The sequence below is a fragment of the Pacificimonas flava genome, from assembly GCF_000342165.1.
GTDB lineage: Bacteria > Pseudomonadota > Alphaproteobacteria > Sphingomonadales > Sphingomonadaceae > Pacificimonas > Pacificimonas flava.
Genome location: NZ_AMRV01000007.1, coordinates 1 through 22,871, shown reverse-complemented (window position 1 = coordinate 22,871; position 22,871 = coordinate 1). Strand labels below are relative to the sequence as shown.

The following is a 22,871-nucleotide window of genomic DNA, read 5'->3' as shown; positions in this document are numbered from 1 at the left end:
CGGGCGAAAGGAGATCTCATGCCGAAGATCGACATCTATACGAAGTTTCTCTGCCCCTATTGCACCCGGGCAAAGGCGTTGCTTTCAAAGAAGGGTGCCGACTTCAACGAGATCGACATCTCGATGGGCGGGGAGAAGCGGCAGGAGATGCTATCCCGCTCCGGCGGGCGTAGCACGGTGCCGCAAATCTTCATCGGGGAGACGCATGTGGGCGGATCCGACGACCTCGCCGCGCTGGAACGCGACGGGCGGCTCGATACCCTGTTGCAGGAGGCGTAATGCGTATCGGCCTCGTCCAGATGACCAGTGGCATCGAGCCAGCGCGCAATGCGGCCGCGCTGACCGGTGCGATCGGCAGTCTGGCGTCGGAGGGGGCCGGAATTGTCTTCACCCCGGAAATGAGCGGCTGTCTCGACAAGAATCGCGAACGCCTTCTCAGCCATACGGTGGCCGAGAACGCCGACATGGTCCTCGCCGCGGTCCGAAAAACAGCCGCCGAAACGGGCACCTGGGTGGCGCTCGGGTCTTTGGCGATCAAGACCACCGCCGCCAGCGACCGCCTGATCAATCGCAGCTTCCTGATCGATGGGAACGGCACGATCGTCGCCCGCTATGACAAGATTCACCTGTTCGATGTCGATCTGGGCGGCGGCGAAACTTATGGGGAATCGAAAAGCTTCGACGCTGGTGGCCACCCTGTGGTCGCCGACACGCCGGCGGGACGGCTGGGCCTTTCAATCTGCTACGATCTGCGCTTTCCGCGGCTTTATGACTGCCTTAGCGAAGCGGGCGCCGACCTGCTCGCGGCACCCGCCGCCTTCACGCGCCCGACGGGGGCCGCGCATTGGCACCTCCTCGCCCGGACGCGCGCCGTCGAGAACACCGCCTTCGTAATAGCCGCGGCCCAGACGGGGACGCATGAGGATGGCCGCGCCACCTACGGCCATTCGCTGGTCGTGGATCCTTGGGGCGAGGTGCTCCTCGACATGGGCGAAACACCCGGAACCGCCATCTGCGACATCGATCTTGCCCGCGTGGCCGAGATTCGGCGGCGCCTTCCCTCACGCGATCATCGCGCCCATATAGCCTTCCCATGATCGTTTATGATTTGAGATGCGCCGGCGGACATATATTCGAGGCGTGGTTCGGCAGTCGCAGGGACTATGAGACGCAGAAGGACCGCGACCTGGTCGCCTGCCCCTTTTGCGAAAGCACGGATATCGAACGGACGCCGAGTGCACTGGCGATTTCAAGCGGAGCGGCGCGGAGCGATGCGGATATGGCTGCCGCCGCTGCGATGAAGGATGCCCCGCAAGCTGAGGGGGCCACGCCGCCCAGCCCCGAGGCTGTGAAAACCATGCTGGCCGCGCTGGCAAGGGCACAGAGCGAGGCTGTTGCCAAAAGCGAATATGTCGGCAGCCGCTTTGCCGAAGAAGCCCGCGCGATGCATTATGGAGAGCAGGAACACCGCTCGATCTATGGGGAAACGGGTGCCGGCGAGGCGAAGGAACTGAGGGAAGAAGGCGTTGCCGCCTTCCCCCTCCTCTTCCCGGTCCGTCCGCGAAGCGACGCCTAAGGAGGGCGGGCAGCCTGCCCCTTCTCCGCTCCGAGCACCCGACGCGCGGGCGCTACGTTCCCGGGCTTCAGACCAGACATATCGAGCGCGGGCCTTCGAAACCGCGCAATGCCCCGCGGTCCGAATTTCAGGAAGCCCCCGCTTGCCCTCTTCTCACAGGAAACACACCCGCGACTTGACCCCACCCCCAGCCGCCGTGCAGATGCCGAAAGGCTGCGAGCGCCCGTAGCTCAGCAGGATAGAGCACCAGATTCCTAATCTGGGGGCCGCAGGTTCGAATCCTGCCGGGCGCACCATTTCCGTTCGAATTGTGGCGACAAAAACGAACGTGCCTCTGGACAGCTTAAGACGTCCGCTGCGCAAGTTAAGACGTCCGTTCGCTCATTTTTGGCCAGCAGATGCGTCGGCTTAAGCTGAAAAGCCTGAACGCTCTCTGTCGAGCCACACCAAAAGTGCCGCGATCTTAGCAGTGCCTTCGCCTGCGATAGACTTGATTTTAAAACAGGACTGCGCACCAATTTCATGGGTGCGTTTATGCTCGTCGTCCAAGAGAAGACTTCAGTAGCGACGTGTCGGGTCTTGCTACCAATGCACGGCGGGTCTCGTGGGCATCCGTCAGTTCATTGTCGTCTCTGACGGCCGGAATACTAAAAGCGCCGGTCTGATGCCAACGTGGCGCTCGACTTCATATGAGCCGAGGCTAACAGCGCACAGCCGTCACCAAATCACCTCAGCTGATATCCGGCTCGAACTCGTCTTCCATACCGCTGTCGATGCATCCTCCTCCAAGGTGCAGTAGGTGCTCCCGAACCTTGACCAAATCCTCCGGCCCACCAGCATTGATTACATCGATCGGACGGTTTCCGTTAAAGAGCGGACCCTTGTTAGAATGCGTCATCCAGCCATAGGCAAGCGGGCCGTTGAAGATGATGCGAAGGCACCGGAAGATCCCGATGATACAGGACGCTCGCACCATCTGTTCCCGCGTAAGTTCGTTTGGCTCTTTGCCGTCCCGGGTCTCAAGCCATTGCTCTTTCGAAAATCCGGCGAGCGTTTCCCTAAACCTGCCAGTCCGCAGTCGGCCCAACTTAGGGCGTGCAAAAGTCAGTCAGCAGGGCGCCGCCAATTTCGATAATCAGAATAATTAACCTGCGCCCCTGAAGCGGTCAAAATAATAGGTTTAAGAGTCGATTTTTGCGGTGACGGGCAACTCTGGTGCTTGCTGCGTATGTACCTCTGTCCTACCCGCCATGATGAAACTGTTGTCTGAAATATATACTGGCGGCTTCGTGATGCCGCGTCCGCGTTAGGCCCAGGACCCATTAAAGTGCTTGCGGGAACGACCTCGAGCTCATTCAACGGGAGTGCGAGGAGGCGCTACCGGTGAGTGATTTGTGGATGTTGAGCGAGGCGCAGATGCGCCGGATCGAGCCGTTTTTTCCGCTGTCACATGGGATTCCTCGGGTCGATGACGGGCGGATCGTCAGCGGGATCATTTTCGTGATCCGCAATGGTCTGCGCAGGCGGGACGCGCCGACCGGCTACGGGCCGCACAAGACGATCTACAACCGATTCATCCGCTGGAGCCGGCTTGGCGTGTTCAACAAGATATTCGCTGCGCTGGCCGCCAAAGGCGGCAGGCCCGACCAGCTGATGATCGATGCAACTCACCTCAAGGCACACCGCACCGCTGCCAGCCTGCTCAAAAAGGGGCTGTTCCCCGCCGTATCGGACGCACCAAGGGTGGCCTGAACTCCAAGCTTCACGCCGTCTGCGACGATCACGGGCGCCCGCTGATCATGGCGCTCAGCGAAGGGCAGATGAGCGATTACAAAGGGGCTGCCTTGATGCTTGATGCACTGCCCAGGGCCAAAACCCTGCTCGGCGATCGAGGTTATGACGCAGACTGGTTCCGCGCTGCTTTGGCCGATCGCAAGATCTCTGCCTGCATCCCCTCCAGGGCGAACCGGCGTGTGCCGATCCCGCACGACGCTGCCCTCTACCGCCAGCGCCACAAGATCGAGATCATGTTTGGCCGTCTCAAGGATTGGCGCCGCATCCACACCCGCTACGACAGATGCGCACACACCTTCTTCTCGGCCATCTGCATCGCCGCCACCGTCATCTTTTAGCTGTGATCAATGAGTCCTGAGCCTAGAGATGGCAGAGGCCGCCCGTTGCTCGACGATGTGCTTCAACGTCACCAACGAGAACCCCGACTCCGCTCTGAATAACGACTGCCAGCTCATCATGCGGGACGAGTCCGGCCTGCTGGCGAATATCGAGGAACTGCTGTTCAATCGCCAGCTACGGAACATAAGGCTTTGATTTTCAAGTGGATGCCGAATGCAGGTTCGTGATCGCACACCATCGCTGTGCTCCGAATTTCCGGAGCACGACGTGATTTTCCTCACGTTTAATCCGGGCGTCACAATGCGCAAATATCGGCGCCCGTCATGCACTATGAGAGCTTCGATATCAGTGCCTCCCGGGGCGAGCTCATGCGCTATGTCTCGCGCCATGTGCGCGAGAGATCTCTGAGCGAGGACATCGTTCAGGAGGCCTATCTCCGATACCTGGCCTACAGTCAGAAGACGGGGACTAGAATTTCCAATCCCCTCTCTTTTTTGCGCCGGATCTCCATAAATCTCGCAAGGGACCATTTCCGGCGGGACAAGAGGTTCTCGACCGTGGAGCTCGACGAGAATACGGCTTGTGAGCATTCCGACATCCAGCGGCAGTTGGAGCATCGCGAACTGGTGGAAATCGTCTCGCGGGTGCTTACGAAGATGCCGGTCTTGCGGCGGAAGGTCTTTGTCAGCCGCCGGGTTCATGGCCTCAGCTCGAAGGAGGCGGCCGGCGAATTCGGCCTTACGCCGGGCGCGGTGGATATGCATGTGGCGCGCGCCGTGCTCGATCTGCACCGGGCGATGGAATTGATCGAGAAGCGCGCCGATGTCTGAAGCGGAGACGATGGAACTGGAGGCGGCGCACTGGGTCGCGACCTTCATGAATGACGAGCCGGTCGACCAGCAGTGCTTCGAGCGCTGGCTGCGAGGCGATCCGCGGCGCAGGGAACTGTTCGATCGGATGTGGCAGCGGATCATGGGGCCGAATATGGAAACGGTCCTCCATGCCTATCGCCGAAAGCGCGAAACGAAGCGCAAGCGGATGGCCGCCGCATGTGCCGGCATCCTTGTCCTCTTTGCGGGTTACGGCGCGCCGCCCACGACGATGACGTTCTTCTGCGCGCCGCCGCGAATATGGGAGAGCAGCCGTTCCCGCGCGGCGCGATAGCCCGTCCATGTGTCCATCGAACAGATCGGCTCGGCGGCGGGTAAGGAGCAGCCCGACCTGGTGTTGACGGGGACAGAATGAGCCTTTATTCATGCCCGTCACCGTCTGAAGCTCTGACGATCGGCCGAGCCGTGGTCCGCGAGCGATATCGGGACGCCTCCTTCGCTTTTGTCGCTGGGTCGATCATGCGGGGGAAGGGACAAACCTGTCCGACATCGATCTCGTCGTGGTCTTCGACGAACTGGAAGCGGCCCGCCGAGAGTCCTTCACCTTTAAAGGTGCCCCGGTCGAAGCGTTCGTTCACGATCCAGGTACGCTGGCTTGGTTCGTCAACGATGACGCAGCGCGGGGGCGCCCCTCGATCCTGAGCATGATCGCCGAAAGCCAAACGATCGGAAAAGACCTGGAATGCGCCGCAGCGCTCCAGCATGCCGTTTCGGCGAGCTTGAGGGCTGGCCCACCGGCGTTGACGCAGGCCGAGTTGGATGCGCTGCGCTACGAGATCACGGACGCGGTCGATGACCTGCGGGGAGAACGGACCGCGCCTGAACTTCTGGCCATCGGTGCCATGCTCTATTCCAAGTTGGCCGAGTTGGCGTTGCGAGGCCGAGGCCGATGGAGCGGCGCAGGGAAGTGGACGCCGCGGCTCCTGACGAAAGCAGACCACGCATTGGGCGGCCGCTTCGATACCGCGTTTCGGGCGCTCTTCGAGGTTGGTCAACCCGATCCCGTAATCGCCTTGGCGGAGAGTGAACTGGCCCCACACGGCGGCCGGTTGCTCGAGGGAGATCGCCGGACCGCGCCTGCGGAGTGGCGGGCTTGAGGGGCTTTGGCAGGTTTCCACCTTTTTCTGTTGAAGAAGTCGCTGTCGGTTCGGGTTGAAGACTGCTCCGGATAGCGGACGAACGGAGGCCCCGGCTTGCTCAGGCGGGTGCGAGGCCTGGGATCGGCTTCATCTTGGCGAGCTTTCGGAGGTTTTGGGCTACGGCGGCGGGGTGGAACTCGTCTTTCGCTCCGTTCGGACCGCGCAGACGCAAGCGCTCGAGCCTCAGGATGATCGCGTTACGAAAAGTCTATAAAAACGGTGTGGTCTGGGCCGGTGCACGAACCCGCTTCGCGGGAGGGGTGCTGGCGGCGGGGATGATGCAGAGCATCGAGCGTAGCGCTTAGGGCGCAAAGGCAGACGATTTCGGCTCCTTCAGCCTGAGGAGTCGAGTGATGAACGATCTTGTCCCGGTCGAACCGATCAGCCCACTGCGCCAGCGGCTGATCGAGGATATGACGATGCGCCGGTTCAGTCCGGAGACGCAGCGTAATTATTTGCGCGATGTCGGGCGGTTCGCGACCTGGCTGGGCCGCTCGCCGCATACCGCCACGGCCGAGGATGTGCGGCGGTTCCAGATCGAGCAGCGGGAACGGGCGTTCCGGCGCCGACCATGAACAGCGTCGTGGCGGCGCTGCGGTTCTTCTTCACCCACACGATCGACCGGCCCGAGCTCGCGCGCAGGCTGGTCCGGACCGCACACGCCCGCAAGATCCCGGTGGTGCTGACCCTGGCGGAAGTGAAGCGACTGCTCGACGCCACCACCTGCATCAAGCACCAGGCCGCGCTGTCGGTCGCCTATGGCGCGGGACTGCGCGTCGGTGAGGTCTCGGCGCTCAAGGTGTGCGACATCGACAGCAAGCGCATGCTGCTCCGGATCGAACGCGGCAAGGGCGGACGCTATCGCAATGCCATGCTGCCCGAGGGCTTGCTCGTGCTGCTGCGTGACTGGTGGCGCGCCGGGCGGCAGCAGGGCGTGCTACACGCCGATGGCTGGCTCTTCCCGGGTCAGAACGCGACGCTGCCGATCAGCACCCGCCAGCTCCACCGCGTCGTCGTCCAGGCGGCGGAGGTGGCAGACATCACCAAGCGTGTGGGACCGCATACCCTGCGGCACAGCTTCGCAACGCACCTGCTCGAAGACGGCGTCGATATCCGCGTCATCCAGGCGCTGCTCGGCCATGCCAAGCTGGGCACCACCGCCTTCTATACGCAGGTGGCGACGAAGACGATGCGGGCGGTGGTCAGCCCGCTCGACCGGCTCGCGCTGGCCGGACCGGACAAGAAGGCACCGAGCGGCTGAGAACCGGTGAGCACCTCGCTCGAGGTCGCCCATGTCTTCCGTGCCGCCGGGCCAGCGTATCGAACCGCTCATGCCGGGCAGCTGAGCCTGCATCAGCTCAAGGTCATGTCGGCGATCGAGCACTGCCGCACTGCTGCGCTGGGCGGTCACGTCGAGGCCTGCACCGACTGCGGCCATTGGCGGATCGCCTATAACAGCTGTCGCAACCGTCACTGCCCCAAGTGTCAGGGTGTGGCCGCACGCAACTGGCTCGCGGCGCGCGAAGCCGACCTGCTGCCGGTCGGCTACTTCCACGTCGTGTTCACGCTCGCCGCTGAGATCGCCGCCATCGCGTTCCACAACAAGGCGCTGATTTACGACCTGCTATTCAAGAGTGCCTCGGAGACGATGCTCACCATCGCGGCCGACCCGAAGCATCTCGGCGCCCGGATTGGCATTACAGCCGTGCTCCACACCTGGGGATCGGCGCTCACCCACCATCCGCACATCCACATGATCGTGCCGGGAGGCGGTATCGCACCGGACGGCGAGCGCTGGGTCCCGGCCGCCCGGCGTTCCTGCTACCGGTGCGCGTACTGGGCGCCCTGTTCCGGCGCCTATTCCTGACCCGGGTGCTGGCGCTCCACGATGCCGGCAAGCTCGCCTTCTTCGGCCAGTTGGCGCCTCTCGCAGACCGGCGCTTCTTCCTGCGCCACCTGTCTCCAGTCAGGAAGAAGCGCTGGGTGGTCTATGTCAAGCCGCCGTTCGCCGGTCCCGAGGCTGTGCTCGCCTATCTCTCGCGCTACACCCACCGTGTCGCCATCTCGAACAGTCGCCTTCTGCGGCTCGACGAGGATGGGGTCACGTTCCGCTACAAGGACTATCGCCGTTCCGCATCAGATCGCCAGCAGGTGATGACGCTGGTTGCCGACGAGTTCATCCGCCGCTTCCTGCTGCATTGCCTGCCGCGCGGGTTCCACCGCATCCGCCATTACGGTCTACTCGCCGCCGGCACCCGCAAGGCCCATCTCGAACGCGCCCGGCAGCTGCTCGCGATCGCACGGCCTGCTACGAACGAGATGACCACCGAACCGCTCGACCCCCGCCCACCGTACCCCTGCTGCGGCGGGCGCATGGTCGTCATCCAGACGTTCCAGCGCTGCCATCCGCCACGCGGTCCGCCAAGCGCAGCCGCTCTATCCGGGAACCCTGCGCCGTGACCCGGCACGGCATGACACTGTTCCACCCCGCCGCAGCCACGCTTCAGGCGGCGGTAACGTCCGCATATTACCTGCCCAAAAGCGGTGGTCGCATCACCAAAATCGGACGTACCGGCGTCCTACGGCTGCTTTGTCGTCGCAAAATCGGACGGGCTGCTATCAGACCCTTCCGCTTATCGGCACCGTCAGCAACCGTCTGGATCAGCGCAAAGTCGAAATCCCCATAGCGTACCACGTACGGCCCGCGGGTTCGGGCACCGTCGACTTTCCGACGCCTCGCGGCGTCCGAAACTCTAAACGTCTGCTGCCCTTCCGGTTCTGGCGGAAAAACTTAGGAAGCCGCCGTTCGGCAACCGACGCCTTGCCGGACGTTCCTGGCTATGGCGCATCTTTCCATTACCTGTCATCGAAGCGATATCTTGAGGGTCAAACGCGAGGGTGCATGATGAAGGGCGAACTAACCGGCAGATGTGCTTGTGGCGCGGTCACTTACGTGCTTCGCGAAGGTATGCGAATGAACCCTTACGCATGTCATTGTACCGATTGCCAAGCCCGAACGGGCAGTGCATTCAGTGAGCATATGCTCATCGCTAGGGCAGATTTAGACGTTCAAGGCGATCTGGATATCGGGGAACTGCTGCAACCAAGCGGAGCGAAGTCGTCGATCTACGGCTGTGCAGTTTGCAAGTCACGCATCTTCGCAGAGAATAATCAACACGTGGGATTTGCGTCTCTTCGATGTGGCACCCTCGACAACAGCGTCGATGTCCACCCGAAAGCTCATATGTGGGTTCAGAGCAAACAGAAATGGATTCAACTTCCGGCTGGCGCAGCGACGATGGACGGCCAGCCACAGACGAATAACGAATGGCTGCAACTGGTCGGAATCGTCGACTAACAAACCGTCCGCTTTCCACCCAAGTCGGTCAATTGTTGCGCCGGGGTCGCAAACCAAAGCGGTCGGCCAATGCCGACGGCCGACCGCCATCTCAATTCAAATTCGTACGTTCGGCCAGCAGCAAAGCATCTTCCACGTCGACCCCGAGATAGCGGACCGTATTTTCGATCTTGGTATGACTAGCAAGATCTGGATCGCACGGATGTTGCCCGTGGCGCGGTAGATCATCACCGCTTTCGTCCGCCGGAGCGAATGCGTCCCGTATTCGCATTCCGTAGCCCGATGGCTGTCACCCATTCGTCGACTAGGCGGGCATACTGACGTGTGCTCATATGGCCAGCATGGTCTACTCGGCTCGGAAACAGATAATCGCTGGTCGAGCCGCCCCGGCGTTCCAACCACGACAGCAGCGTCGAGCGGACGTCGGCAGTGAGTTCGAATTGCACGGGACGATTGGTCTTCTGCTGGATGACGATGGCTCGATTGCGAATATCAGCGCCTGCGACGACATCGCCGATCTTGATCTTGACCAAGTCACAGCCGCGCAACTTGCTGTCGATGGCGAGGTCGAAAAGTGCTTTGTCCCTCAATCGGCCTTCGCGGTCGAGATGGAAGCGGATCGCCCAGATTTGTTTCTGAGTTAATCCGAGCCGGAGGAAAGCTGGGGTCAGGTCATCGGCGTCATGGGCCAGATCAACGCCGCGCATGGGATTAGGACGAACGCATGAGCGCATTTGCTGAGACGTCAGGCCCAGATTTCGGCCGAACTGCCTTCTGAAGCGTGCAGATCATAGGGATCGATACCCTCACTGCGCCAGACTTGATGACACTCATTGTAGAAATTCGGTTCGGAGATGTTAAATCGCCGACGTGCCTCTTCCAGGTTCATCGCCAAGAGATCGCGGATCGATAACCCTACAAGAGCAGGACACGCCCTTCCGGTCCGCTGCGCCTGACGACATGCCCTGAAAACCGGCCCGCGCTGCCTCGTCAATTTTCGAATGTTGAGGGCACCGGCATATCCAATCAACAAGTGCCCCTGGCTTGGGCTTTGGCCATGGGTGAAGAGGAGAACGCAAATCTCTCCAAGCGCGTCCCGGCCATAACCGGTCAATACGTGCATCAAATCGTGGGTATCGCGGCTGCGATCGCTGAACCACTGCACAAGATCATCATATGTCCGCCGCCCGAGCTTTTCCGCTTCGGCAACGAGACCGCGAGCGGAGAGGCCTTCGCTCTCCATAAAATCGCAGTAGGCGTGCGCGACCGAGCCTTTCGGCAGGCGCCGCAGCGACTCATGGTCATCCAGCAACGGTGGCAGAGATGGCTCTTGCTTCCGCAACCGCTCACCCCGCTGACTGCAAGTGAGGTCCAGTACGCGGGGGAGGAAACTGCGCGACGGAAGCGACTCGAATATGTTGAACACCTCCGCAGTGTTTTCCTTGTCCTTCAGAAGTTCGCGGAAATGCCCAAAAGCCTTTAGCGGAGCATATTTGCGCGGGGGTCGCGAAGCATGGATGAGCGGCGTGCCGTCGTTAGCGACGGTGGCAGCGAGGGAAGCGGACGATGGCATGATCGCGAAGCCCAAAGTTTCCGAAGGTATGATGCCACTAATGACAGTGCTTGCTCGTCGGCTCAAGCTGGGCCGCGAGGAGACTGACCGTTCTTGGGCCGAGACGCTAAAAAGCCGTCGTTCGGATCTCGTGCCCTAATTGCGGACAACCACTCTAATTACCAACTTGGTATTGTACCCCATGGCGCGAGAGGTTTGACAGCGAACTTAGGCAAGCAAGTCCCTCCGCAGGGGAGGGACGGAAGATAGGCGAGACAATGGCCCTTCGGCGGTTCGCACTCTCCTCTCGTCTCGCGTACGATCGAGCTAGGCACGGGGGTTCCGCGCTAGACGGCCGCTGCCGCTTGCTGCTGCCCCCCAGATGACGGCTGGAATGCCCAGTCGGCGCCGGTTTCGCCGCGTCCGAGCAAGTGCAGGACCGAGCATGGGTGTTGCGTGCACCGAACTTGCGCTTGAGGAACTCCGCCTGCGCAAGATCGTGCGTTGTCAGGAGCACTTGGTAATCCTTCGTCCGGTCCATGTTGCCGACGAGCTGGGCAAACGCGGCTGCATGAATCGCATCGTTGTGCTGGAGCGGGTCATCGAGCACCAGCGCGCGCCAGCGCGACCATTCGCCGACTGGCGCAGAAGCTTCGCGCAAGTGGTCGCGCAGCGCGGACAGCGGGTGTCACGAAGGCTCGTCCGCCAGCTGGGCGTGTCTGGAGCAGAACCATGGGTGAGTTGATATAATCTACGGCGCAGTGGCCACGCGGGCGACCTGAACGCCCGACGGCTGCGCCGCAACCCCACCCCTGCAACGTGCAATGAGGAGTAGATCAGCTCATCTCCTGGCGAAAACAGCATAATGGCGACAGAAACCGGTCGAGCCGAGCAGCTGCGTAATGTAAGTTGGCGACCGGGCGCGGGTGGCCGCACAGGATGCGGGTAGTGGAGACAGGTCGCCAGATAGCGGTGCGCGCGCAGGAGGCCAAGGTGGCGGGCATCAGCTATGTCCTGCCGATCGCCGCCACCGCGCCGCGGACCCGACAGCTTACCGGCTATCTGCTGCGTCTTGCGAGAGAGCTGGACGACGTCATTGTTGTCGATGGATCTCCTGACGCAGTGTTCGAAGCGCACACACGCGCGTGGGGCGCGCACGTGCGCCATGTGCGGCCGCAATTCCATACCCCGAATGGAAAGGTTGCCGGAGTGGTGACGGGAGTCCAGCTTTCCCGCTATGAACGAGTCGTTATCGGTGATGACGACATCCGTTACCGGCGCAGCGAACTGGCCCGGCTGGGGGATCTGTTGCTTGGGGCCGATGTGGTGAGACCGCAGAACTGGTTCCGCCCGGCGCCCTGGCACGCCCGCTGGGATACCGCACGCACCCTGTTTGCACGCCTTTCCGGAGGCGACTGGCCCGGCACGCTCGGCGTACGCCGCTCGGTCCTGCTCGCCGCAGGCGGGTATGCGGGCGACGTCCTGTTCGAAAACCTCGAACTGGTGCGCACCATCAAGGCCGGAGGCGGGCGAGAAATGGTGCCGTTGGACCTTTTCGTCGTGCGCCGTCCGCCCTCGTTCAAGCATTTCAGCCATCAACGGGTGAGGCAGGCCTACGATGAATGGGCACGTCCGCTCCGTCTTGCCGCTACGCTTGCCATTCTGCCGGGCGCGATCGTTCTGACCTCGTACAGGCCCCGCCTGCTTGTCGTGGCGGCTGCGGCGTCCTGCGGCGTGGCGGAGCTGGGACGCCGGCGCGCAGGGGGAGCCAGCGTATTTCCGCCCAGCAGCGCCCTCTGGGCACCCCTGTGGCTGCTGGAGCGATCAATTACCTCCTGGCTCGCCCTCGTTGCTTTCCTCGAAGGCGGCGTGCGCTATCGCGGAAGTCGCCTCCAACGGAGCGCGACCTCGCTGCGGAGGCTGCGCAGCGAACACTCCCGATCCCGAGACGGCGAGGCCAGCGTCCTTGCCGCGGCGCAAGGTCCCCCACGACCTTCGCTCGACTGACGTAGGTTTTCCTGGCTCGGAGGAAGCGCCCGAACCCGCCGCTCGGGCCGGACAACCGCACGGCAGTGATACGCAGGGCGGTGCCGCGGGCGATGTTCGCGGTAGTTATTCAACCGGCGGAAAGACCCCCAAGAACTGCAAGAGGATGTGGTGATCGCTCGCCCTGCCCGCAGCGGGCATGTCCTGCGGTCAGGAGCAGCTTCGGCTGTCCGTTTCCTCTCCGGTTCCGCGTTCTGCAGGGATGATGCTTATGCCGGAATCCGTTTCCAGCACGGCATGCTTGATCTGGTCGAGGCGTTCGATTCCATGCTGGCTTCTTGCCGCGACGAGAAGGTCGGCGGTGTCGACACGCGCGCGCCGGAGAGCCCGGTGATCGACCGCTCCGTTGTGCATGAGAAGGGTCGGCTGGCCGTCGAGAAGTTTCGCCACGCCGGGCGAAGACCGCTTGAGATAAGAAAAACCGATATCCACCACGAAAAGCGTGACGATCAGGACGACGGAGTTCGTGATCGAAAAATCATCGCCCAAAAGAGCCTGCTGCGTGGTTTCGGCGACGATCAGCAGCAGGACGAAATCGAACGGCGTCATCTGCGCCAGCGTCCGCCGCCCCGACGCCCGGCACACCAGCAGGAGGATCAGATAGACGGCAAATCCGCGAACGACACTTTCCATGACGACCTCAGGGCAGAACGATGGAGGTGAAGGAAAGGCGCGCGCCGTCTATCGTCAGGTGCATTTCCTTCGGAAGAGACGGCTTTTCCGGCCGAACCATGATCGACACGGTTCCGGGCGCGCCCGGAGATTTCCCGAACGTCAGCAAAACACCGTCACTGCGTGCCTGGGTCGCTTTCGGCTGCGGCGTCATACTGGAAACGGAAAAGCTGTCGAGAAAGCCTCTTCCCAGCAAAAGCTGACTTTCGGACATGGCCGAGGGGGCCAGGGATATCTCCACCCGTTCCGCACGCTGCCATCTGGCGATGCGCGGATATTCGACGGACGCGCCCATCCCGGATGTCTTGCCAGCGGCGAGCGAACCGCCAGCACCGGTCGCACCGAGAAGCGCCGCGCACACAAGCCCGAACATCACGAGCCAGCAGACGCGCTGCAAAGTCCAAAGACGCTCCTGGAAACGGCGGTCGCTTTCGATCTCGATGGCCTCGCCCGCGGCCTGTCTGTTCTCGCCCATCCAACGCCTTGCGTCTGTTTCGATCCGTCATCTGAAGGTCTGCGCGGATGCTAGTGGCAGGGATCCGAAAGCCAAAGCGCTTTTCCTTGAAGGCGGGACGCCGCAAGATTGAGGAAGGGCACAAATGTTAGCGCGAGGACCGGATTTTCTCGTCAACCTGTGAACCATCGGAGACAGGAAAGGATTGGTGCGGCTATGGCGACCGTTGACGATGACCACTTCACGAAAATTCTGCAGGATCTCGTGAAACTCGATTACGACGCAATCGCTGCCTACGAAGAAGCGATTGAGCGGCTTTCGGACGAGGATGCGAGAGCGCACCTCCGCAGCTATTGCGAGGATCATCGCAGACATACGCAGAATCTGGCGCCGTTCATTTCGGAACGCGGTGCCGACGTGCCGCAGGCGGCCGGTGCGATGAAGATCTTGACCGAAGGAAAAGTGAAGCTGGCGGGCGTGGTCGGCTCCGACAAGGCGGTTCTATCGGCCATGCTCGCAAACGAAGAAGTTACGAACAAATCCTATGAGAAGGCGGTCGAGCACGGCGAGACCTCGCCTGAAATTCTGGCGGTGCTTCGCGAAAACCTGGCCGACGAACGGCGCCACCGCGAATGGATCAAATCCGCCATCGACCAGCATTAGGCCGGTCCCACGCATCTCAGTGGAGCGACTGATGAGCACTCTCGATGAGGTCAAACCTCCTCTTCCCGAACAACAACAGGAAGTGCCCGGCGTCACGGGCGCGATGGATCCGCGGCCCGACCATGGCGAAGAGAGCTACCGAGGCTCCGGACGCCTTGAGAACAAGAAGGCCATCATCACTGGCGGCGACAGCGGAATCGGCCGGGCCGTGGCGATCGCGTTCGCCCGCGAGGGTGCGGACGTGCTGATCTCCTATCTCGACGAGGACGAGGATGCCCGGGACACTGCCAACTGGGTGGAGAAGGCGGGACGCAAGGCCGTCCTGATGCCGGGCGACATTGGATCCGCGGAGCACTGCCGTGCCATCATCGACAAGGCGGTCGAGGCGTTCGGACGGATCGACATCCTCGTCAACAACGCCGCCCATCAGATGACCTACACGGAACTGACGGAAATCCCGGACGAGGAGTGGGATCTGACCTTCCGCACCAACATCCACTCGATGTTCTATCTTTCGAAAGCGGCGGTTCCGCACATGGGCGATAAGGGCGCGATCATCAACACGACGTCCGTGAACGCCGACACACCTAAAAAGACGCTGCTGCCCTACGCGACGACAAAGGGTGCGATCCAGAACTTCACCGGGGGCCTGGCTCAGCTGCTCGCCTCGCGCGGCATCCGGGTCAATTGTGTCGCGCCGGGGCCGGTGTGGACGCCGCTGATCCCTTCGACGATGCCGCCCGAGCAGGTGAAGGAGTTCGGCAAGAGCTACCCCATGGAGCGTCCCGCGCAGCCGAAGGAACTTGCACCGGTCTACGTGATGCTGGCGACGGACGAGGCGAGCTATGTCTCGGGCGCAACCGTGGCAGTGACCGGCGGCAAGCCATTCATCTGAGTTGAGGGTTTCATCGGATGGCAAGCAGGCGCAATTTAGCTCTCGCACTGGTCGGAAGCACTGCCGTCGCGATCGCGGCTGTCGCTCTTGCAAGGTCCAGCCGTACGCATCCCGGAGCCCAAGAGCGCGACCGTATCGGCTATCCGCCGCTCGATACGCCGAAGCCGATTGGGACGGGCATCTGGATTGTCGACGGCGGCCCCATAAGAGCGATGGGCACCGTCTTGCCCATCCGCATGACCATCATCCGCTTGCGGAGCGGTGAACTGCTGCTTCATTCGCCGATCCGGCTGACTGCAGCCTTGATGGAGGAGGTGAAAGCGCTTGGCCGGGTCGCTCACCTGATCGCGCCAAGCATGGGCCACTGGACCTTTCTGTCCGACTGGCAGCGGGCGTTTCCGGACGCGAAGACTTGGGGAGTGCCGGGACTGCGGGATCGGCGCCCGGTGCGCAACTCCGACGTGAAGATCGATCAGGATCTGGGTGCTGCCGCGCCAGAAGACTGGGCCGGTGAAATCAGACAAGCTCTCATTACAGGCGGAGCTGGCTTCAACGAAGCGTACTTCTTTCATACGGAAAGCCGCACTCTGGTGCTCACTGATCTCATCGACAATCTCGAGCCCGGCAAGCTTCCGAGCATCACTGCCGCCCTGATGCGGGTTGCCAGGGCAACAGGCGGCACCACGCCCCTGCATGTGCGGCTGGCCGTTCGAGCAGGCGGCGAGAGCGCCAAGGCTGCGATACAGGAAATGCTCGCGCTGGAGCCGGAGCGCACCGTGTTCGCGCACGGGAACTGGTTCAAAGATCGCGGGTCTGAGCGCCTCAAGCAGGCTTTCGGCTGGCTGATCTAAGCGGCCGGGCGAGAAGGGCTCTTAACCAGGCGCCGACCGGGGCCGCTCCACCCGCCTGAGGCCGTGGAGATCGGTCGGCGGGAACTGGCTAGATCGATGGCCACGCAAGGTTCTCCCCGCAATGCCAGTGCTCCTTCTTCTACATTGATAACGTTGCCGTGAATTCCTTAGGAAACAGTGGGTTGACAGCACCTTTCACGAGCCTACGAATATCACTTGCTATGGAAGCACTTTCTTACAGTCCAATGGCTTTCCTGTTTCTGGTTGCGGGTATATTTCACGTCACGATGTTAATTCGTAAAGTCGTGACGGGGAATACTGGTTTAATGTTTTATGGCTCGTGTGCTGTTATATTTCTATTGAGTCTAGTTTCCTTACTTTTGATTCATTGTAATGGCGGCCGCCCGTATTTAGATGTCGGGCAGACAAAATTCGCATTTATCACAGCTACGCTGTTATCCGTTGTTTTTGTTTTTACTTACTCACGGATTCTCATACGAAGGGAGGATCGATGAGGGCCAATCATGAAGCAGAAAGATCTATATCAAGGCTTCTTTTCAAGCTATCGTCATGGAAATGGCCACTGACCCGGTGCCATATATTGGTGGATCGTCATCCTTCTATTTGAACTGTTATCCGGTTTCGGAGAGATTTGGGTTCAGACTCGTTCAGAGCCGGAAGGCTACGGCGGCAGCAAGGATTACGGCTGACAGGAATTGCCAGTCTGATTGCTTGGCCAGCAACCTGATGGCTGATGCGCGACCGATTGAACAATTTCGACGCCCGTATCGAACTGACACCGGTCCCGTTGCAGGGGCGCTGGCTCTCCTTATCGTTATTGCCACGATTGCCGCGCATGCGTGGCGCGTCGCCGGCACCAGTCCTGTGCGGGCCCTTCGTTATGAGTGAAAGCGCTGCCGCTGGAACACGTGTCGGCAGGGCCGAAGCCGCCACTGATCGTAGCGCCCCCCCTCGCCGCCATTCGGAAGCAGGCTTTGGGGGCTTGGATCGGCCGGCGAGCGGGCTCGCGCGTCAGGCTCAGCCCGCCGCGATGATCCGGCGGTAGAGGGAGGAATATTCGTCCGCCATCCGCTCCACGCTGAACCGCTCGGCGGCGTGGCGGCGGATCGCGGCGCGATCGAGGTCGCCGGCGCGGTCGATGGCCGCCACCGCCTCGGCGGGGCAATCGACCAGGAAACCGGTCACGCCATGTTCGATCAGCTCCGGCATGGAGCCGCGCCGGGGGGCGATGACGGGCGTGCCGCAGGCCATTGCCTCCACCACCGACAGACCGAACGGTTCTTCAAAATTGATCAGATGGAGAAGCGCACGCGCCTTCCCAAGCGCCTGCGTGCGCCGCGCTCCACCGACGGGGCCATGATAGCGAACGCTCTCACCCAAGGCCGGGACGACCTCCCGCTCGAAATAGGGACGATCCTGCACGATGCCGTAGAGGTCAAGGGGGCGGCCGGAGGCGCGGGCGGCGGCAATCGCCTCGGCTGCGCCCTTGTCCGGGTGGATGCGGCCGAAGAACAGCAGATTCTCGCCGCCGTCCGGATTCAACGCGAATTCGTCAAGGCGGATGCCGTGATGGATCGTCGCGGCATAGGCGAGATCCGGGTGGCGGTCCGCCTCGCTGATCGCAACGAAATGCACGCGGTTTTCGAACGGCTTGTACATCGGCAGGATACGTTCGGAAGAAAAACCGTGGATGGTGGTGACGATTGGCGTCTCCACAAGCTTGGCGAAGGCGTGGGCGGGAAAGTCGGCCTGGTTGTGGATCAGGTCGAACTCGCGCGCCCGTTCGAACAGATGCGCGAGGTGGCGGTATTCCCAGACCTTCGCATCGATTGCCGGATCCTCTTCGTAGGGCGCCGGAACCACGCCATCGAGCCGGGCGGAGGTAAGGCTGTCGAGCGTGGCGAACAGGGTGACGTCGATACCGCGTGCGACGAGCGCCTCGGTCAGCAGGTGGGTGACCAGTTCCCACGGGCCATAGTGGCGCGGCGGCGTGCGCCAGGCGATGGGGGCGAGCATGGCGACCTTCATGCGACGATCAGCCCCTCGTCCGGGCGGAGCATGCCAGGGTCCGCCGCCCGGTCGAGCGTGGAGAAAAGCGGCGTTCCTTCCCATGGCGCGGCAATGCTGCGCGGCGTCAGGTTGAGCAAGATGGTCAACCGCCGTTCGCCATGTTCGCGCTCATAGGCGAGCACACCGTCCGGGGCGTCCAGAAGGCGCATTCCGCCGACCGCCAGCGCCGGCTCCGCCCGCCGCATTGCCAGCAGCGCGCGGGTGAGAGCGAGCATGGAGGCGGGATCCTGCTCCTGTGCCGCGACGTTGCGGGTCGGCCAGTCGGGATTCAGCGGTAGCCATGGCTCGGTGGAACTGAAGCCGGCATGTGGCTGGGAGCCGTCCCACGGCATCGGGGTGCGAGAGCGGTCGCGGCCGATATCGAGGTGCGGCTGACGGTGGTGCTGCGGGTCGCGTATCCGCTCGGGCGGGATCGGCACCTCCCCGATCGCCAGTTCGTCCCCCTGATAAAGCGTTGGCGTGCCCCGCAGGGTCAGCAGCAGCATCATGGCCACACGGGCCTGACGCTCGCCAATACGTCCGGCGATGCGAGGCGCGTCGTGGCTGCCGAGTACCCAATTGGGCCAGCCATGCGGGGGGAGCGAGGCCAGATAATCCGCGATGACCACTCTCAGGCGGGGCGCTTCCCACGCATTCTCGATCAATTGGAAGTTGAACGGCAGGTGCACCTGCGGGGCATCCGGCGTGCCATACCAGCGGGCATGGCGATCATTCGGCAGGAAGATCTCTCCGATCAGGACGCGGTCTGCGTAGCTGTCGGTCAGCGCCCGGAACTCGGCGCTGATCGCGTGGGCCTCCGGCTGGTCGGTAGAGTGCTGCTGGATCAGGCGGTCGCGCTCGGTCCGCTCCGGCCCCCAGTCGGGGTTCAGCGGATTGTCGGGAAGTCCCTCCGACTTCACAATGTGCCACAGGACGTCGATCCGGAAGCCGTCGACGCCGCGGTCCAGCCAGAACCGCAACACATCCAGCATGGCGCGCTTCAGTTCCGGATTGCGCCAGTTGAGGTCCGGTTGCTGCGGCAGGAAGGCATGAAGGTAGTACTGCCCCGTCTTCGCGTCCCATTCCCAGGCGCTGCCGCCGAAGTCGCTGATCCAGTTGTTGGGCGGTCCGCCACCGGGGGCCGGGTCGCGCCAGATATACCAGTCGCGCTTCGGATTGTCGCGGCTGGAACGGCTTTCGAGAAACCACGGATGCTGGTCGGAGGAGTGGTTGGGGACGAAATCGAGCAGCAGCTTCAGCCCGCGCTGGTGCACTTGCGCCACCAGCCGGTCGAAGGCGGCAAGGTCGCCGAACATCGGTTCGATCCCGCAATAGTCGGCCACGTCATAGCCGAAATCGGCCATGGGCGAGGGGAATATTGGCGACAGCCAGATCGCATCCACCCCCAGCGCGGCGACATGGTCAAGCCGCGCCGCAATCCCCTGGAGGTCGCCCACCCCGTCCCCGTCGCTATCCTGAAACGAACGCGCGTAGATCTGGTAGATTACTCCGCGCTGCCACCACGCATGCTGTTCGCCGTCCTGCATGGTCCGGCCATGCCACCGCCCGCCGCGAATGGGAATGCTGAAACCGGCCCCGGTCGAGGCGGCATCGGCCATAGCCGCCTGGTCAGGCTGCGCTTCGCAAGACTCCTTCGCGAGAAGCGGAAAGATAGGTAAAAAGATCGTCCGCCTCCAGCGGGCGGGAAATATGATACCCCTGCGCATAGTCGCACCTCTGTTCCCTGAGCGCAGTCAGGATGCCAGCGGTTTCGACGCCCTCCGCCACGACGCTCAGGCCAAGCGCATGGCCCAGATCGATCGCGGATTTCACGAGAATCGCGTTCGCCCGGTCGTCTGTCATTCGCATGACGAAGGACATGTCGATCTTTAGCTCGTCCGCCGGGAATTGTTCGACATAGGCCATGGTGGACTGGCCCGTACCGTAATCGTCGATCGAGAGGCGAAGGCCGAGGGCTTTGAGCCGGCGTGCGGAGACCAGCGCCTCGGTTCGGCCTTCGATCAGCCCGGTCTCGGTGATTTCCAGTGTCAGGGCGTCCGGCGGGATTCCGGTTCGCCTTAGGGTCTCGGCGACGAACTCGACAAAGGCCGGATCCGCCAGATCGTTGGTCGAGATGTTCACTGCCACGCCCGTCGTCAATCCGTTCGCTCGAAGACGCGCAATCATGTCCGCTGCCTCCGCAACGACGAAGCGCGTCAGATCGCTTATGCTACCGTTCGCCTCGGCAAGCGGAATGAACTGGTCGGGAAAGATCGGCCCCCGCTCCGGATCGAGCCAGCGAACGAGGGCCTCGACATGCGTGACTTCGCCCGTTCCGATGCACATTTTGGGCTGGAAGGTAAGGCGGAGATGGCCGGCTTCGATAGCCTTTCGCAACGTCGCTGCAAGGCCGACGCGCCACTGCTCCCCGTCGCGGTCCTGCTGGCCGCCGGACAGGCCTAGCCGCCGCTTCCCCTCTTCCGCCTGGCTCAACGCCAGAAGCGCGCGGTCGATGGGCGACGAATTGGGATCGGCTTCCGGACCCGCAAGGTCGAAACCTGCAACCACGCGGATGTCGGCGCGAATATCGTCCGCACTGACTCCTTGCCGCAGGTTCATTTCCACGCCGGCAAACCAGATTTCCGGATCGGTTCGCGCCGGATCGAGGAGCACGGCCAGCAGATTGTTCGAAAGCTGATATACTGGCGCATCCTGGCTACGCACTGAAATGAGACGTGCCAGAGAAAGGATCAGCATTTGCGCGGCATCGACGCCAAAGGCCGACGCAATCCGATCATATCCCTGCACGCGGACGAGAGCCAGAGCCCGGTGTTCCTCCTTCATCAACTCCCGCTCCAGCAAGCGCCGGTTCGGCAGGTCGGTGACCGGGTTGAGAAGTTCCCGCTTCTTGAGCAGCAATCGCACCTCCAGGGCCAGACCGCTGACGAACAGTCCGCCCCATATCAAGGTCGGGATCGCCAGATTGAGGACGGCACCGAAGGTTTGATCCACCCAATACGTACTCAGGATGGTCGCCGCCGCTGTCATGAACGCTGCGGCCAGGAAGTGTCTCTGCCGGCCGAACATCGCAGCGAGTGCTATGCCGATCAGAAGGGCAACAAGCGCCGATGCCGTTCGGGGCAGCGGTATCGGCGGCGCTGGCAGCAGCATCGTCTCCGCAGCCAAAGCCTGCACGACAACACCCGGAAGCAGGCCGCGTCCGGGAATATGATAGCGGTCCCCGAGTTCGATCGCCGTTGCGCCGATCAGGATCCGTTTCCCCTGGATTGCAGAAACCGCCACGTCGCCGCGTAGCAGATCGATGAACGACAAGCGCGGGATCGACGCGGGATCGATGCTGTAATCGATCAGGATTTCGCTTGCGCGCTGCACGTTCGCTTCGGCCGTCAAAGTTGCCAGGGACGGACGCAATTGACCGGCGATTTCGGCTGCCACGGGATAGGTGCGCACGGCGCCGTCCGGATCGGGGCGCACGTTGGCATTGCCTATGAACGCTCTGCTTCGCAGCGCTGGAAGCGGTAGCGCAGCGATAGAGCGGCCCTCTACCGCGCTGGCCTGCTCGAACGCAGCCAGAACCGTTGTGGCCTTCGTGGACTGAAGCGCACGGCTGAGCGCGGCGTCGTCTTCCGGCGATTGTCGCGACGAGAAATCCACATCGAAAGCAATGAGGCGGGGGTCGCGTTCTGACAGTGCGTTCAGTGCCTGGGCATGCAGCCGCCGCGGCCAGGGCCACTGCTTCAGCGCGTCGATGCTTTTCGGATCTATCTCGACGATAAGGATCTCGCCGGACGCCTGGCGCTCACCCAAGTGCGTTTGCAGATCCAGAACCCGTCTCTCGAAAGCCGCAAAACCTCCGAGCCAACTTGCAGCGACGAGCACGATCAGCAGACAGAGCAGAGCAACTTTACTGCCTTTCCCGTGCCGGATCATGCTGGTCATGTCTTGCGGGCCTAATAGGGGTGAACCGTAGGTCGTCCTGACATGCTTATGCCTCGCGGGGGTCGCGGTCCTTCAAGAGACCTGTCCATGATCGACTGGCGGTCCACCGGCGTCACCGCGCGATGACCCTCGACAAGGGTACGCGCTTCGAAGGCATCGTTCCCTCTACGCTCGTCGCCATCATCATCGCGGTCATCGTCGCGATCATCATCGTCCCAATCGTCATCACGATCGTCGTCATCACGATCATCATCGTCCCAGTCGTCATCACGATCGTCGTCATCACGATCATCATCGTCCCAGTTGTTATCGTCCCAATCGTCACCATGTTGATCGGCACCATCACCGGGTTCACCAGGCCCGTGAGGCGGTCCGCCGCCATTGCCATTGCCGTTGCCCGGCAGGTCAGGCTTGCCGCCACCATTGCCGTCGCCCGGCGTGTCAGGCTTGCCGCCACCATTGCCGTTGCCCGGCGTGTCGGGCTTGCCGCCACCATTGCCGTTGCCCGGCGTGTCGGGCTTCCCGCCGCCATTGCCGCTGCCCGGCAGGTCCGGCTTGCCGCCACCATTGCCGCTGCCCGGCGTGTCGGGCTTGCCGCCGCCATTGCCGTTG

Annotated in this window: 22 protein-coding genes, 1 tRNA gene and 3 pseudogenes; 18 read left to right on the top strand and 8 right to left on the bottom strand. The window is 62.3% G+C overall.

Going from position 1 to position 22,871, the window contains the following annotated elements; all coding sequences use genetic code 11:
- Positions 1-18 precede the first annotated feature (18 nt).
- The 4 genes from grxC to C725_RS10280 all read left to right on the top strand — a co-directional run bounded on the left by grxC (position 19) and on the right by C725_RS10280 (position 1,872).
- Positions 19-279 (top strand): glutaredoxin 3, encoded by a 261-nt coding sequence (gene grxC / locus C725_RS10295; protein WP_008602657.1) that lies wholly within the window; start codon positions 19-21, stop codon positions 277-279.
- Positions 279-1,097 carry a carbon-nitrogen hydrolase family protein gene (locus C725_RS10290; protein ID WP_008602656.1) on the top strand — a complete coding sequence of 273 codons (819 nt, stop codon included), beginning with the start codon at positions 279-281 and terminating at the stop codon, positions 1,095-1,097. Before grxC ends, C725_RS10290 begins: the two co-directional genes overlap by 1 nt.
- Positions 1,094-1,576, top strand: coding sequence for a DUF1178 family protein (locus tag C725_RS10285; RefSeq protein ID WP_008602655.1), 483 nt, complete (start codon positions 1,094-1,096; stop codon positions 1,574-1,576). The genes C725_RS10290 and C725_RS10285 overlap by 4 nt, the downstream gene beginning before the upstream one ends.
- Positions 1,577-1,795: 219 nt before the next feature.
- Positions 1,796-1,872: transfer RNA gene (locus C725_RS10280), tRNA-Arg, on the top strand.
- Positions 1,873-2,306: 434 nt separating this feature from the next.
- Here the strand turns inward: C725_RS10280 and C725_RS16990 are convergent.
- Entirely contained in the window at positions 2,307-2,552 is a 246-nt protein-coding gene (locus C725_RS16990; protein ID WP_008602654.1) for an antitoxin Xre/MbcA/ParS toxin-binding domain-containing protein, read from the bottom strand.
- A 407-nt stretch (positions 2,553-2,959) separates the two neighbouring features.
- On the opposite strand from C725_RS16990, the gene C725_RS15830 reads away from it, so the two are divergent.
- From C725_RS15830 to C725_RS15825, 8 genes and pseudogenes are all read left to right on the top strand, one after another.
- Positions 2,960-3,708, top strand: a protein-coding gene (locus C725_RS15830; RefSeq protein WP_149864640.1) for an IS5 family transposase whose coding sequence is annotated in 2 segments (ribosomal slippage) — positions 2,960-3,293 and positions 3,293-3,708 — 750 coding nt in all. Because the reading frame shifts where the segments join, the coding sequence is not laid out codon by codon here.
- 28 nt (positions 3,709-3,736) lie between these two features.
- Positions 3,737-3,904, top strand: a complete 168-nt coding sequence (locus C725_RS16415; RefSeq protein WP_160165726.1) for a hypothetical protein — start codon at positions 3,737-3,739, stop codon at positions 3,902-3,904.
- Between the two features lie 128 nt (positions 3,905-4,032).
- Entirely contained in the window at positions 4,033-4,539 is a 507-nt protein-coding gene (locus C725_RS10260; RefSeq protein WP_051051337.1) for an RNA polymerase sigma factor, read from the top strand.
- A complete protein-coding gene (locus C725_RS10255; protein ID WP_038282869.1) occupies positions 4,532-4,873 on the top strand; it encodes a FecR/PupR family sigma factor regulator in 342 nt (113 codons plus the stop codon). Before C725_RS10260 ends, C725_RS10255 begins: the two co-directional genes overlap by 8 nt.
- Before the next feature lie 226 nt (positions 4,874-5,099).
- The gene (locus C725_RS10250) at positions 5,100-5,696 is read left to right on the top strand and encodes a nucleotidyltransferase domain-containing protein (protein ID WP_200858604.1); all 597 of its coding nucleotides are present in this window, start codon (positions 5,100-5,102) and stop codon (positions 5,694-5,696) included.
- A 395-nt stretch (positions 5,697-6,091) separates the two neighbouring features.
- Positions 6,092-6,999: pseudogene (locus tag C725_RS10245) on the top strand (tyrosine-type recombinase/integrase).
- 6 nt (positions 7,000-7,005) lie between these two features.
- Positions 7,006-8,198: pseudogene (locus C725_RS10240) on the top strand (IS91 family transposase).
- A gap of 442 nt (positions 8,199-8,640) precedes the next feature.
- Positions 8,641-9,096, top strand: a complete 456-nt coding sequence (locus C725_RS15825; protein ID WP_078056245.1) for a GFA family protein — start codon at positions 8,641-8,643, stop codon at positions 9,094-9,096.
- Between the two features lie 91 nt (positions 9,097-9,187).
- Here C725_RS15825 and C725_RS10235 read toward each other — a convergent pair.
- Both C725_RS10235 and C725_RS15820 read right to left on the bottom strand, forming a co-directional pair.
- Positions 9,188-9,803, bottom strand: a pseudogene (locus tag C725_RS10235) (tyrosine-type recombinase/integrase).
- Positions 9,804-9,841: 38 nt separating this feature from the next.
- On the bottom strand, positions 9,842-10,669 hold the full coding sequence (locus C725_RS15820) for a Coq4 family protein (protein WP_078056258.1): 828 nt from the start codon (positions 10,667-10,669) through the stop codon (positions 9,842-9,844).
- A gap of 424 nt (positions 10,670-11,093) precedes the next feature.
- On the opposite strand from C725_RS15820, the gene C725_RS10220 reads away from it, so the two are divergent.
- Positions 11,094-11,393 carry a hypothetical protein gene (locus tag C725_RS10220; RefSeq protein ID WP_038282862.1) on the top strand — a complete coding sequence of 100 codons (300 nt, stop codon included), beginning with the start codon at positions 11,094-11,096 and terminating at the stop codon, positions 11,391-11,393.
- A 203-nt stretch (positions 11,394-11,596) separates the two neighbouring features.
- Positions 11,597-12,655 carry a glycosyltransferase family 2 protein gene (locus C725_RS10215; RefSeq protein WP_184460244.1) on the top strand — a complete coding sequence of 353 codons (1,059 nt, stop codon included), beginning with the start codon at positions 11,597-11,599 and terminating at the stop codon, positions 12,653-12,655.
- A gap of 189 nt (positions 12,656-12,844) precedes the next feature.
- On the opposite strand, the gene C725_RS10210 is transcribed toward C725_RS10215, so the two are convergent.
- Positions 12,845-13,327, bottom strand: coding sequence for a DUF421 domain-containing protein (locus C725_RS10210; protein ID WP_008600881.1), 483 nt, complete (start codon positions 13,325-13,327; stop codon positions 12,845-12,847).
- Positions 13,328-13,334: 7 nt separating this feature from the next.
- Positions 13,335-13,841: a hypothetical protein gene (locus tag C725_RS10205; protein ID WP_008602627.1), complete on the bottom strand. Its 507-nt coding sequence runs from the start codon at positions 13,839-13,841 to the stop codon at positions 13,335-13,337.
- A gap of 195 nt (positions 13,842-14,036) precedes the next feature.
- Here C725_RS10205 and C725_RS10200 point away from each other — a divergent pair, with 195 nt between their 5' ends.
- From C725_RS10200 to C725_RS10190, 3 genes are all read left to right on the top strand, one after another.
- A complete protein-coding gene (locus C725_RS10200; RefSeq protein ID WP_008602625.1) occupies positions 14,037-14,483 on the top strand; it encodes a DUF892 family protein in 447 nt (148 codons plus the stop codon).
- Between the two features lie 31 nt (positions 14,484-14,514).
- Complete coding sequence (locus tag C725_RS10195; RefSeq protein WP_008602623.1) at positions 14,515-15,378, top strand: glucose 1-dehydrogenase; 864 nt, start codon at positions 14,515-14,517, stop codon at positions 15,376-15,378.
- 224 nt (positions 15,379-15,602) lie between these two features.
- Positions 15,603-16,229, top strand: coding sequence for a DUF4336 domain-containing protein (locus C725_RS10190; protein WP_200858603.1), 627 nt, complete (start codon positions 15,603-15,605; stop codon positions 16,227-16,229).
- A gap of 1,038 nt (positions 16,230-17,267) precedes the next feature.
- On the opposite strand, the gene C725_RS10185 is transcribed toward C725_RS10190, so the two are convergent.
- Genes C725_RS10185 through C725_RS10175 form a run of 3 tightly spaced genes read right to left on the bottom strand, consistent with a single transcriptional unit; the run spans position 17,268 to position 22,259 of the window.
- The gene (locus C725_RS10185) at positions 17,268-18,278 is read right to left on the bottom strand and encodes a glycosyltransferase family 4 protein (RefSeq protein WP_008602620.1); all 1,011 of its coding nucleotides are present in this window, start codon (positions 18,276-18,278) and stop codon (positions 17,268-17,270) included.
- The gene (locus tag C725_RS10180) at positions 18,275-19,918 is read right to left on the bottom strand and encodes an alpha-amylase family glycosyl hydrolase (protein WP_008602618.1); all 1,644 of its coding nucleotides are present in this window, start codon (positions 19,916-19,918) and stop codon (positions 18,275-18,277) included. Before C725_RS10180 ends, C725_RS10185 begins: the two co-directional genes overlap by 4 nt.
- 10 nt (positions 19,919-19,928) lie before the next feature.
- Positions 19,929-22,259, bottom strand: a complete 2,331-nt coding sequence (locus C725_RS10175; RefSeq protein WP_038282860.1) for an EAL domain-containing protein — start codon at positions 22,257-22,259, stop codon at positions 19,929-19,931.
- A gap of 122 nt (positions 22,260-22,381) precedes the next feature.
- Here C725_RS10175 and C725_RS16715 point away from each other — a divergent pair.
- The coding region (locus C725_RS16715; protein WP_038282858.1) for a hypothetical protein at positions 22,382-22,871 on the top strand (490 nt) is incomplete at its 3' end.

Excerpts from the sequence above, each read along its gene's own strand:
- grxC (WP_008602657.1), top strand. The coding sequence starts at position 19 with ATGCCGAAGATCGACATCTATACGAAGTTTCTCTGCCCCTATTGCACC.
- C725_RS10290 (WP_008602656.1), top strand. The coding sequence starts at position 279 with ATGCGTATCGGCCTCGTCCAGATGACCAGTGGCATCGAGCCAGCGCGC.
- C725_RS10285 (WP_008602655.1), top strand. The coding sequence starts at position 1,094 with ATGATCGTTTATGATTTGAGATGCGCCGGCGGACATATATTCGAGGCG.
- C725_RS16990 (WP_008602654.1), bottom strand. The coding sequence starts at position 2,552 with ATGGTGCGAGCGTCCTGTATCATCGGGATCTTCCGGTGCCTTCGCATC.
- C725_RS16415 (WP_160165726.1), top strand. The coding sequence starts at position 3,737 with ATGGCAGAGGCCGCCCGTTGCTCGACGATGTGCTTCAACGTCACCAAC.
- C725_RS10260 (WP_051051337.1), top strand. The coding sequence starts at position 4,033 with ATGCACTATGAGAGCTTCGATATCAGTGCCTCCCGGGGCGAGCTCATG.
- C725_RS10255 (WP_038282869.1), top strand. The coding sequence starts at position 4,532 with ATGTCTGAAGCGGAGACGATGGAACTGGAGGCGGCGCACTGGGTCGCG.
- C725_RS15825 (WP_078056245.1), top strand. The coding sequence starts at position 8,641 with ATGATGAAGGGCGAACTAACCGGCAGATGTGCTTGTGGCGCGGTCACT.
- C725_RS15820 (WP_078056258.1), bottom strand. The coding sequence starts at position 10,669 with ATGCCATCGTCCGCTTCCCTCGCTGCCACCGTCGCTAACGACGGCACG.
- C725_RS10220 (WP_038282862.1), top strand. The coding sequence starts at position 11,094 with ATGGGTGTTGCGTGCACCGAACTTGCGCTTGAGGAACTCCGCCTGCGC.
- C725_RS10210 (WP_008600881.1), bottom strand. The coding sequence starts at position 13,327 with ATGGAAAGTGTCGTTCGCGGATTTGCCGTCTATCTGATCCTCCTGCTG.
- C725_RS10205 (WP_008602627.1), bottom strand. The coding sequence starts at position 13,841 with ATGGGCGAGAACAGACAGGCCGCGGGCGAGGCCATCGAGATCGAAAGC.
- C725_RS10200 (WP_008602625.1), top strand. The coding sequence starts at position 14,037 with ATGGCGACCGTTGACGATGACCACTTCACGAAAATTCTGCAGGATCTC.
- C725_RS10195 (WP_008602623.1), top strand. The coding sequence starts at position 14,515 with ATGAGCACTCTCGATGAGGTCAAACCTCCTCTTCCCGAACAACAACAG.
- C725_RS10185 (WP_008602620.1), bottom strand. The coding sequence starts at position 18,278 with ATGAAGGTCGCCATGCTCGCCCCCATCGCCTGGCGCACGCCGCCGCGC.
- C725_RS10180 (WP_008602618.1), bottom strand. The coding sequence starts at position 19,918 with ATGGCCGATGCCGCCTCGACCGGGGCCGGTTTCAGCATTCCCATTCGC.
- C725_RS10175 (WP_038282860.1), bottom strand. The coding sequence starts at position 22,259 with ATGACCAGCATGATCCGGCACGGGAAAGGCAGTAAAGTTGCTCTGCTC.